The 11,353-nt window shown below is 46.4% G+C and carries 11 protein-coding genes; 1 reads left to right on the forward strand and 10 read right to left on the reverse strand.

The window, feature by feature from the left end; translation table 11 throughout:
- Nucleotides 1–29: 29 nt before the first annotated feature.
- The 4 genes from pstB to POF51_RS27290 all read right to left on the reverse strand — a co-directional run bounded on the left by pstB (nt 30) and on the right by POF51_RS27290 (nt 3,680).
- Nucleotides 30–803, reverse strand: a complete 774-nt coding sequence (pstB, locus tag POF51_RS27275) for a phosphate ABC transporter ATP-binding protein PstB (RefSeq protein ID WP_271756494.1) — start codon at nt 801–803, stop codon at nt 30–32.
- Nucleotides 804–822: 19 nt separating this feature from the next.
- Nucleotides 823–1,713 (reverse strand): phosphate ABC transporter permease PstA, encoded by an 891-nt coding sequence (gene pstA, locus POF51_RS27280; RefSeq protein ID WP_017247277.1) that lies wholly within the window; start codon nt 1,711–1,713, stop codon nt 823–825.
- On the reverse strand, nt 1,714–2,661 hold the full coding sequence (gene pstC / locus POF51_RS27285; RefSeq protein WP_017247276.1) for a phosphate ABC transporter permease subunit PstC: 948 nt from the start codon (nt 2,659–2,661) through the stop codon (nt 1,714–1,716).
- 89 nt (nt 2,662–2,750) lie between these two features.
- Entirely contained in the window at nt 2,751–3,680 is a 930-nt protein-coding gene (locus POF51_RS27290; RefSeq protein WP_069852088.1) for a phosphate ABC transporter substrate-binding protein, read from the reverse strand.
- Nucleotides 3,681–3,865: 185 nt separating this feature from the next.
- Between POF51_RS27290 and POF51_RS27295 the strand changes: the two genes are divergently transcribed.
- Nucleotides 3,866–4,066, forward strand: a complete 201-nt coding sequence (locus POF51_RS27295) for a DUF378 domain-containing protein (RefSeq protein WP_017247274.1) — start codon at nt 3,866–3,868, stop codon at nt 4,064–4,066.
- A gap of 596 nt (nt 4,067–4,662) precedes the next feature.
- Here the strand turns inward: POF51_RS27295 and POF51_RS27300 are convergent.
- From POF51_RS27300 to POF51_RS27325, 6 genes are all read right to left on the reverse strand, one after another.
- Nucleotides 4,663–5,211 carry a GerMN domain-containing protein gene (locus tag POF51_RS27300; RefSeq protein WP_069852086.1) on the reverse strand — a complete coding sequence of 183 codons (549 nt, stop codon included), beginning with the start codon at nt 5,209–5,211 and terminating at the stop codon, nt 4,663–4,665.
- A gap of 14 nt (nt 5,212–5,225) precedes the next feature.
- Nucleotides 5,226–6,881: an N-acetylmuramoyl-L-alanine amidase family protein gene (locus POF51_RS27305; protein ID WP_069852084.1), complete on the reverse strand. Its 1,656-nt coding sequence runs from the start codon at nt 6,879–6,881 to the stop codon at nt 5,226–5,228.
- 172 nt (nt 6,882–7,053) lie between these two features.
- Entirely contained in the window at nt 7,054–7,530 is a 477-nt protein-coding gene (locus tag POF51_RS27310; protein WP_069852082.1) for a hypothetical protein, read from the reverse strand.
- A gap of 41 nt (nt 7,531–7,571) precedes the next feature.
- Nucleotides 7,572–7,829: a hypothetical protein gene (locus POF51_RS27315; protein ID WP_007721136.1), complete on the reverse strand. Its 258-nt coding sequence runs from the start codon at nt 7,827–7,829 to the stop codon at nt 7,572–7,574.
- 129 nt (nt 7,830–7,958) lie between these two features.
- Nucleotides 7,959–9,554 carry a peptide ABC transporter substrate-binding protein gene (locus POF51_RS27320; RefSeq protein WP_069852080.1) on the reverse strand — a complete coding sequence of 532 codons (1,596 nt, stop codon included), beginning with the start codon at nt 9,552–9,554 and terminating at the stop codon, nt 7,959–7,961.
- A 136-nt stretch (nt 9,555–9,690) separates the two neighbouring features.
- Complete coding sequence (locus tag POF51_RS27325) at nt 9,691–11,343, reverse strand: peptide ABC transporter substrate-binding protein (protein WP_069852078.1); 1,653 nt, start codon at nt 11,341–11,343, stop codon at nt 9,691–9,693.
- Nucleotides 11,344–11,353 lie beyond the last annotated feature (10 nt).

Below are 11,353 nucleotides of genomic sequence, written 5' to 3' on the forward strand. Positions count from 1 at the left end.
CATGTGCTCGGGAGGGCTTTTCTTTTCTATTAACCAAAACGTCCGCTAATATACGCTTCGGTTTTTTCGTTCTCAGGTGATGTGAAGATTTTCCCCGTCTCATCCATCTCGATCAGCTCACCCATCAGGAAGAAGGCGGTTTTCTCTGAAATTCGCGCTGCCTGATGGAGGTTATGGGTAACGATCACGATCGTATACTCATCTTTTAGCTGCATGACCAGCTCTTCGATTTTCATGGTAGAGATCGGATCGAGTGCGGAAGCCGGTTCGTCCAACAGCAAAATGGTTGGTTGCATCGCGATTGCACGCGCGATACAAAGCCTTTGCTGCTGTCCACCAGAAAGGGAGAGCGCTGAATCGCGAAGACGATCCTTTACCTCATCCCAAAGCGCTGCTTTTCGCAAGCTCGACTCAACCAATTCATCCAAATCACGTCTATTGGTCATCCCGTGGAAACGCGGTGCAAATGCGATGTTTTCATAGATCGATTTGAAAAATGGATTCGCTCGTTGGAACACCATTCCTACCACTTGGCGCAGGCTCTCGATGTTTACTTGCGAGCTGTTAATGTCGATACCATCTACAATAATGGAGCCCTCTACATGACAAGAAGGAACCAGATCATTCATCCGGTTCAAGCTCCGTAGAAGCGTCGATTTCCCACATCCGGACGGACCGATAAAGGCCGTCACGGAGTTGCGTTCAATATCCATTGATATATTTTTTACGGCTTGCTTCTCTCCGTAGTATACATTCACGTTATTCGTCTGAATGATCGTTTCTTGCATGGTCAGTACGGACATGGCTGCCACCTACCTCTTCTTAGTTTGATCCTGACGTCATCTTTTTGTAAACCCAATTCCCGAACCAACGAGCGGAAAGGTTAAAGAGCAAGACGGCAATAATCAGAACAGCAGCCGCGCCATCTGCGACATCACGCGCATCCGGTGTCAGCCCCTCGCTGTTTACCTTCCAAATATGCACGGCCAATGTCTCGGCAGGACGGAACGGGTTCAACGGTGAGGTCGTACTATTCAATGAGAAGTCGGTGAAATCCAGATTCGGTGAAGACATCCCTGCTGTAAACAGCAAGGCAGCCGCTTCCCCAAATACACGGCCAGATGCCAGAATGGCACCCGTAATGATACCTGGGAGCGCTGCTGGAAGGATGACAGACACGATGGTACGCCATTTGGTAATACCAAGCGCGAGACTCGCTTCCTTTTGACTACGAGGTACGTTGCGCAGTGCATCCTCTGTTACGCGAACCAAGAGTGGCAGGTTAAATACTGTCAGCGCAAGTGCTCCACCAAACAGGGTATAGCCCCAGCCAGTCATATTTACGAACACGAGTAATCCAAACAAACCAACTACGATAGACGGAAGGGAAGACAATACTTCTATACTCATGCGGATAAACTGTGTAATCTTGTTATCCGGCGCATATTCGGCCATATAAATGCCTGCTCCGATTCCGAGTGGCAACGCGATCAGCATGGTCAGGACCAGCAAGTACAACGAGTTGAAAAGCTGTGGTCCAATCCCGCCACCCGCATTGACGATATCCGGCGGAGAGGTCAAAAAGTCGAGATTCAGCTTATGCCAACCTTGAGAGAGAATGAAGCCCAATAGTCCCACCAAGGTACCAATAATCAGTACGGCAATCAGTGTCAAAACAACAGTAGCAGCGCGGTCCATCAGTCTCGCTTTCATCTATTTCGCCAACCTCTTTCTGCCCAACAGGCGCAAAATCACGATAAAGATGAAAGACATCGCCAAGAGCAGCAAAGCCATTGACCAGAGAGCATTGTTATACGGAGTTCCTTGAATCGTATTCCCCATGTTCAATGTAATACCGCTAGTGAGCGTACTGATCGGTTCGAACAAACCGCCTGGCAGCTTCGTTGTGTTACCGATAACCATTTGCACAGCCAAAGCTTCTCCAAAAGCGCGAGACATCCCCAAAACAATGGCCGTTAAACAGCCAGGAAGCGCGGAATGCAACACGACATTCCAAATGGTTTGCCAGCGAGTAGCACCCAGCGCGAGTGAAGCGTTGCGCAAATCTTGCGGAACAGCCTCAATTGCATCTGCTGCCACACTCGTAATGGTAGGCAAAATCATCAGGGCAAGAACAAGTCCCCCTGCCAATAAGCTGAAGCCAAGAACATCAAATTGTTCGCGAATAAATGGAACAAGCAAAGTTAGTCCAACATAACCGTAAACGACTGATGGAATACCAACCAACAGCTCGATAACCGGCTTCAATACTTTTTTCCCGAAGCCAGGAAAGATCTCTGTCATAAAAATAGCGGCGCCGATTCCAAGTGGCGCGGCAATCAAAGCAGCCAGTGCCGTTACGAAAAACGAACCGAGGATAAAGGGCAACACACCATATGCGGATGGTTCACCTTCTGGGTCCCATTTGTCATGCGTTAAAAATTCTTTGAAGCTTACTCCATCGACAAAGAACGTCGACAGCCCTTTTGAAGCAATAAAATAGGTGATCGATAAAACAACAATAACGAGCAAACCCGCACAAATCATCGCGATGGTTTTGCCGGTAATATTCTCTGTCTTTTGACGCTTGTTCGTTGTCAGCATTTTTTGCGCAATCATCGATTTACGCTCTGTATTTACCCCTTCAGTACGATGGCTCATGTTCTCCCTCCTGGAAAGAAAACGACTGTACGCAAGCAAAATGAGGGGAAGGCCCCCCTACCCCTCTATTTTGCTGTTGACGATAACGCTTATTTTTGTGTTACTTTGCCTTCTGCATCACGTTCCACTTTCATATCTGTGATTGGCAGGAAGCCCAATTCTGTTACAGTTTTCTTTTGTACTTCGTCAGTCAGGATGAAGTCCAGGAACGCTTTTGCATCGCCAGTTGCTTCACCTTTGGTGTACATATGCTCGTACGCCCATACTGGATATTTGTTCGATGTAATGTTTTCTGCGTTTGCTTCCACACCATCCAATTTCAGAGCTTTTACAGAGTCATTGAAGTAGGACAGAGCCAAGTAACCAATTGCACCTGGTGTTTCAGCAATGATTTTGCGAACAGTACCGGAGGAATCCTCTGTGATACCTTCTGCTTCTTCTTTACCATCCAACGCGAATTTGCTGAATGTCGCGCGAGTTCCGGAAGATTTCGGACGGTTAACCAGCGTGATCTTCATGTCTTCACCGCCAACGTCTTTCCAGTTGGTGATTTTACCAGTGAAGATGTCGATCAATTGTTGCTTAGTCAAGTTGTCTACTTTTACTTGCGGGCTTACTGCTGCTGCCATACCGACAACCGCTACTTTATGGTCTACCAGTTCGTTTGCTGGAATGCCTTTTTTCTCTTCTGCGAAAATATCGGAGTTACCGATCGTTGCTGCACCGCTTGCTACTTGGCTCAAGCCCGTGCCGCTTCCTCCGCCTTGTACTTGGATTTGTGCGCCTGCATTTTTTGCCATAAAGTCTTTGGCCGCTTGCTCGACCAGAGGCTGTAAAGCGGTAGAACCCACTGCTGTTACAGGTTCACCGGAAGTTTTTGGTGTCGAACCAGAGTTGCTTTGCTCTTTAGCTGGTTGTTGCGCTGGTGCTGGAGTCTGTGCCGTGTTGCCGCTTCCACACCCCGCGAGTAATGCCCCTACACATGTCAGCGCAATAAACATTTTGCTGAGTTTTTTCATTGGATGAAAATCCTCCTTAAAAGGTTCGGTTTGTTTTTTTCTCTCTTACAAGTACAAACTATACAGCGGGAATGTTGTCGTATTATGTTGTGAATGTAAAGCTTTCTTAAAGATGCAGGGGTTCCTGTTGTAAAACGGCGCAAGCATGGGAATACTGTCCCTATTCTTTTGGTGGGGGTGTCCATGTGGAACGGCTGGCCTTACTTTTTGTGATCATTGGTGCCCTGAACTGGGGATTAATCGGGTTATTTCAATTTGATTTAGTCGCAAGCTTGTTTGGTGGAGCGGAATCTATCGTAAGTCGAATCGTGTATACGATGGTAGGCTTGTTTGGGGTGTATGCCATCAAGTTTCTTTTCACGGATCGCGAAGAAACACCAACATAAAAAATGATGTCCCGCTGTCCGGCTGTTAGGGAGAGGAGGAAACAGGAGAAAACGCTCAGCTTCTTGTCCCACCCGCTGAGGGATTCACTGCCCGCCTCCATGAAAAAAAGCGAAACCCGCGTCCAAAGTGGTCCATTCAAGAGGTGTCTCAGAGGTGGACGCTAAAAGCTTGTTTCGCTTTTTTTCATTACGCCTCGGTCGGTGTACCAAAGATCTTCGCTTATTTCTCCTGTTTCCTCTACGAGCTTTCCGTGCTATTCGAGGTTTTAAAAGCCTTAAAAAAAGATTGAAGAATGTACTCAGTCACGACAGAGAAGAATATTTCCAGACGTAGCGACTTGTGGAGTCCTACCGAGCGGAGAAGCGATTAGCGGGCAAAAGAAACGCAACGTGCCCATACGACGAAGCGGCTACCACTTTTGCGTTTCCCCGCTAATCGCTTCGGAGCGGACAGTCTCAGCCCCCAGCAGGACGGAGCCTGGAGCCTAGACTGGAAATATTCTTCTCCTCACGACAGCCACGATACATGAACCACTTTATTATGAAAAAAGACGGCACATCCCGATTAACAGGATGGCCGCCTTTATGGTGATGAATTAATTGTCTCGTTTCAGTGGCTCGGAGAGATCTACGTGCCCCATCAGCGTTTCTACTTTCTTGCCATCCTCTAAGAAGACAATTTCCTTTACTTCCGAGAACTGAAAGAATGTATTCTTCAACGCATCCAAAGCCATCGTCTCGCCACTTGAACCCATATTGAACTGATTCTTGCTATCCGCATCAATCGTCAGGGTTCCTTTATCAAATGTGATCGAATGGTACTTAAAGTCTTTCCACAGTGGAATGTGTACGTCTGGCTTTACAGGTGTCTCCAACAGGGCAAGTGTCTTTTTGTACTTCTCGATATCTTCTGCAAACGTGATCTCTTGCTCTTCTTTTTGCAGCTCCATCACATTATTATCCGAATAGTAAACGGTGACCATTTGCTTTTTCAGAGTCGGCTCTGTTGTCGATGGATCAGTGTTTGAACCAGATGGCTGTTCTACTGGTGTGGTTGGCTGTGGTGTTTCTGTCGCGTTTTGCCCACATCCGGCCAAAAGCAGCATCACTAACGCTGCCATCCAGATCACTCGACTTTTTTTCATCGTGAAAAGCCCCCTTACTGATAAGACTCGTAGTATTCACGAATAGCCGCAACAATGGCTTTCGCGATTTTATCTTGGAATGCCGGATTCGTCAGCTGCGCGTTCTCCTGTGGATTGGAGAGGAAGCCTGTCTCGGTCAACACAGCAGGCATTTTCGTGTTTTTGATCACATAAAAGCCACTCTGTTTGACGCCTCGATCCGGGAACTGCGTTGCCCCACGCAAATGTTTATGTACCACTTGGGCAAAGTCTTTACTGTTTTCATTATAATAGAAAGTTTCTGTTCCTGCAGCCGTCGGTTTCGGGAATGCGTTGGCATGAATAGACAAGAACATGTCGGCTTCTAACTCATTGGCAAAAGCGACACGCTCTGACAGTTCATAAAACACATCTGTCGTGCGTACGGGAACGACTTGAAACTCTGGATATTGCTTCAGCAAAGCCACAATCTTATTGGAGACAGCCAAGTTGTAATCTTTTTCATTGTTGCCAGCGGAGCCCTTCGTGCCTGGGTCTTTTCCTCCATGACCGGCATCAACAACGATCAGGTAGCCTGTTTTCTTCGGTTTTGGCGTCAATTTTACTTCGATACCGTCTTTCGTGTAAGCCAGCTCATACGTGCTCTTTTGGTTCAGCTCAATAACAACGCGGACCGTGTCAGGAGATGCACTGTATTGGCTGTAACGCAGGTCAGCGATGAGAGGTTCTTCTTTCGCTTGTTCTGCCTGATTCTGTTCATCAGAATCTGAATCTCTGTCTTGGTCTTCATCATCAGCGTAGGCGATTTCCTCGGATTCGCCTACACTATCATTTTTTTCGTCTTGACGTTTTAGATCTTCGACTAAATCATCATCCAATGCTGTTTGTGGGAGATCCAAGACGATCCGGTGAGGACCTGTCATCACAAAGGACTGAGGAATTACAGGTATGGTCGTTTCAATACGAACACGGTCGCCATCCTTAGATACATCTTTCAAAACATTGAGGCGATCGATCTCAACCTGATTATTTTTCTTGTCCCACGCAAATGACCCGCCAAGCTCGTCCTCCAATTGACGTAATGGGAGGACCAACTGATCATCAATCGTCATCCCGCGCTCAGGTCGTTTCCACGCAAAGCCTTTTTGTCCCACTTGCTCAGCTACAGCCTGTGCGGACGCGTACATCGTGTCTTCCACTTGATACAGCTTGATCGGCTCGGTTGGTGCCTTGCCATTCAGCTTTACCTGTAGTGTTTCGTTTGCAATGACAGTTCGTGTGCTGTTGTCCCACCCGACTGTAACACCAAGTGACTCCCCGACAAAACGCAGTGGCAGCAGCATACGCTTTTGTGAAATAACAGGTGGCGTATCGAGCTTCACTTGTTTACCGTTCAACATTGCCGTACTGGAGTCAAGTGTAAGGGAGAGCTGCTGCGTGCCTTTGGAAATGACAGCTGTTCGAGTAGCTTCATTCCATTCCACTTTTGCACCTAGCCCTTCGGCGATGACACGGACGGGAACCAACGTGCGTCCATTCTTGATGACTGGCGGCACTTCAGCATTCACTGCTTGTCCACCAATCATGAGATTGACAGCTTCCTCTGAAGCACTGCTTGCTGCAACCGCCCAACCGGGGATTAGCAGTAGGACCAGCAATGCAAAAAGCAGAGGGTAAAATCGTCTCTTCATCCTGACCTCCTCCGTGATGTCTGTTTTCTTCGTTATGTGGCGTCAGCCAATGTGCAACGTTCACCATTCTATTAGACGCTAGATGATCTGTAAAGTTTATAGTCTTTTGGTACCAAAATGAAAAGACCGCCTCCGCAAGCCCCGCGAGACAGTCTTTGCAACTAATCATTTGTTATCGAAAAAATCCCCTTCTCTCTTGCCTACTTACTTCTTGAACCGGTTTTTTTATCATGTTCAAGCCCCCGTTGGCAAGAAATTGCTGGATCAGCGAAATCACAGCTGGATTCGACAGCACCTTAATGGAGTCGGCTACCTTGGGGTTTTTCAATTGGGGAATAGCGTCGCCTAGATACGGTAAAAGCGGTAGTAAGTCTTCGATAGAAATGGCAGGCTTTTGTGGTTGGGGTACAGCTTCCACTTGAGCGGCATTCCGTCGTCCTCCAAACAGCAGCCCTCGACGTTCTCCTGTACTTCTTGGAGGTGCTTGTTTGAGACGCCCCAGTGTATTCTTCATATCCTGCAGCTCCTGTCGCACCTGACTCATTTCTCTCATTATTTGGGCATTATTTGCATGCTGTGCATCCGCTAGTTTGTTGATCGATTCTTGCAAATTGCCCCTGGGGACAACCTGCTTCTTTTTCGCTTTCATTTTTTCAACGATAATCCCACCTCCCTCCTCACTCTACCCCCTTATCTAAAACGTTTTTTTATATTTTCCAAATCCTTTGCAGTGACACCTTTTTTCGAAAGCTTATTCAACAGGCTTCCGACATTTTCTGTTTTCTGCATCTGACGAAACTGCGCAGCATAACTGTTTACCTCTTGCTCGGTCAATTTTTTCCCTGACTTTCTGGCCATTTCACGAATGACTTCCTTGATTCCCGCATCTGTCCTCAGCTTTTCCTTAGGAATTGATTTGACAATGTTGAGCAAAGAACCAATATCCATCAATATCCCCCCTGGTTGCAGTTAGTTCCTTTTTACTCTATGTAGCCAAGGGCGTAATGGATTGGTCATTTGTCCATGAGACTAAAAAAAAGAAGAGGGACACGAAAATAGCCCTCTTCTCCTGCATTCTTATTTTTTGGTGATATCCGCATATTTGAAGTCAACATCCCCAAGTCCATCCATCACGACATCTTTCAGATTTTCGTTCTGCACCCAAGAGTTCGCATAGAAGTAGATTGGCATGATTGGCATTTCGTCCATCAGGATTTGCTCCGCCTGCAGTAGAATTGCTTTGCGCTTCTCCAGGTCTTGCTCCAGAGCGGATTGGTTCAGGAGCTCCTTGTACTTTGGATTTTCCCAACGTGTATCGTTGTTTCCTCCGTCTTTTTCCTGGAACATATCCAAGAAGTTGATGGGATCATTGAAGTCACCCAACCAGCCTCCCCGAGCGATTTGATACTTACCTTGGTGAACGTCTTCTAAGTATACCTTCCATTCTTTATTTTCGAGCTTTATATCTACACCGAGGTTTTTCTTCCATTGAGCCTGAATTTCTTTTGCGATCTTTTTATGACCTTCGGATGTGTTGTAGATGAGTGTGATTGGCGGGAGTTTGGAGATACCCTCTTCCTCCATACCTTCTACCAGTAATTTCTTTGCAACTTTAAGGTCATTATCTTTGAAGTAACCGTCTTTGTTCAACGCCATGCTCGGAGGTACATAGCCTGTTGCCGGTACTTGACCAGCTTTCAGGATATCGGTGGTGATGCTTTCACGTTTAATTGCATACGCGAACGCCTTACGAATTTTTGCGTTGGTAAACGGTGCTTGCTCTGTATTGAAACGATAAAAATAGGCACCGGCGATTGGCTGTGTCTTCAAGATGCCAGCTTCCCTCAAAACCGGAAGTGCATCGGTTGGCAGCGAGGAGTTTGGAGCACCAGCCCAATCCAGTTCGTCGTTATCAAACATGGATAATTCCGTATTCTCATCCTCTATCATGGTGAATTCGATCTTATCCAATTTTACATTGGCTTTATCCCAGTACTTCTCGTTTTTCACAACAGTCAGATTGCTATTGTGTTTCCATGTTTCCATTTTGAATGGTCCATTGCCAACAACCGTCTTGGCCTCCTCAGCCCATTTTTTGTTACCTTCGACTACCTTCTTGTTCACTGGGAAGTATGTTTTAAAAGCAACCAGCTCCGGGAAAAATGGTGTCGAGTTTGTCAGTTCCACTTTTAGCGTCTTATCGTCAATCGCCTTTACGCCAACGTCTCCCGCCTTGCCAATCCCTTTGTTGAAGTCTTCTGCACCTTTCACATAATACAACTGGTAGGCGTAGTTAGAAGCTGTCTTTGGATCGAGAGCACGTTTCCAAGCATATTCGAAGTCATATGCCGTTACTGGATCGCCGTTGCTCCATTTTGCTTCACGAATCTTGAATGTATAAGTCTTCCCATCCTCAGAAACGGTAAAGCTCTCGGCAGCGGCTGGGTGCAGCTTTCCATCTGTTCCGAGACGTGTCAGACCTTCGAATGTAGCTGTGATGATCGTACTAGAGGTAGTATCCTCCGCAATTCCTGGGTCTGCTGTAGGAGGCTCCCCTTGCAGATTCATTCTTAATACTTTAGGTTCAGCTGCTTGGATAGCGCCTTCGTACCCTGTCATCATTCCACCGAAAACGAGGACTGAACTCAAAGCCAGAAAAACACTCTTTTTCATCATACACACCCCTATTTTCTTAATGAAAATCTTCCAAAAATTAGTATACATGAAAAGTGTAAAAATTTGGATATTAAATAGATAAAAAAAGAAGAGAGGTGAGTATAACACCGCTCTTCTTTTACATACATAGCTATTATTTCTTTTCTGCGATATCTGCGTATTTGTAGTCTACAGCACCCAGACCATCGATGATTACGTCTTGAACCTTGTCGTCTTTCACCCAAGATTGTGTGTAGTAGTAGATTGGCATAATTGGCATTTCATCCATCAGGATTTGCTCCGCTTGTGCCAGGATTGCTTTACGTTTTTCTGGGTCTAGCTCCAGAGCGGATTGGTTCAGGAGTTCTTTGTACTTCGGATTTTCCCAACGAGTATCGTTGTTTCCGCCGTCTTTTTCCTTGAACATTTCCAGGAAGTTGATTGGATCGTTGAAGTCTCCCAACCAGCCTGCACGAGCCACTTGGTATTTACCTTGGTGTACGTCATCCAGGTATACCTTCCACTCTTTGTTTTCGAGCTTCACGTCTACGCCCAGATTTTTCTTCCATTGGTCTTGGATTGCTTCAGCAATCTTTTTGTGACCTTCGGAAGTGTTGAAGGAAAGAGTAAGTGCCGGGAATTTGCTGAGACCCTCTTCTTTCAATCCTTCTTCGAGCAATTTCTTCGCTGTCTCGATGTCATTATCCTTGTAGAAACCGTCTTTGTTCAGTGCCATGCTTGGTGGTACATAGCCTGTTGCAGGCAATTGACCAGCTTGCAGGATGTTGTCGATCAGGCTTTGACGATCGATCGCATAAGCAAATGCTTTACGGATTTTTACGTTGTTAAACGGTGGTTTTTCTGTGTTGAAACGGTAGAAGTAAGTACCCGCGATTGGCTGAGTTGTCATTTTTCCGGAGTCTTTCAAAGCCGGGATCGCGTCTGTTGGCAACGCAGATGTTGGAGCACCTGCCCAGTGCAGTTCACCGTTTTCGTACATGGACAGCTCAGTATTCTCATCCTCTACCATGGAGAATTCGATTTTGTCCAATTTTACATTGTCTTTATCCCAGTAGTTGTCGTTTTTGGAAACTACGAGCTTGCTCTTATGCTCCCAAGAATCCATTTTGAATGGACCGTTACCAATAACTGTTTTCGCATCGGTAGCCCATTTCTCGTTGCCATCTACTACTTTTGGATTAACTGGGAAGTATGTTTTGAATGCAACCAGCTCCAGGAAGAATGGAGTTGGGTTCGCCAATTCTACTTCGAGTGTTTTATCGTCAACTGCTTTTACGCCAACGTCTTCTACTTTACCCTTGCCTTTGTTGTAGGCTTCTGCGCCCTTCACATAGTACAATTGGTATGCATAGTTGGAAGCTGTTTTTGGATTAAGAGCGCGTTTCCAAGCATATTCGAAATCTTTAGCCGATACAGGATCGCCGTTGCTCCATTTGTTATCACGGATTTTGAATGTATATTTTTTACCGTCCTCAGAAACAGTATAGCTCTCTGCTGCTGCTGGAGCATATTTACCGTCTTTACCAACGCGAGTCAGACCTTCGAAGGTAGCTGTGATGATTGTGCTGGAAGTTGTATCTTCCGCGATACCTGGGTCAGCTGTTGGTGGCTCGGAGTGCAGGTTCAGTTTCAGTAATTTAGGGCCAGTTGCTGGTGCAGAATTTTCTGTCTTTCCTGCGGATGCATTGCTATCTGCTGGTGCCGCCTGGTTTCCGCCACCGCATCCTGCGAGTGCCGCACCAAGAACGAGGATAGAACTCATTGCCACGAAAACATTCTTTTTCATACAAGTAATC

This window comes from Brevibacillus sp. AG, from assembly GCF_028369215.1.
Classification (GTDB): domain Bacteria; phylum Bacillota; class Bacilli; order Brevibacillales; family Brevibacillaceae; genus Brevibacillus; species Brevibacillus porteri.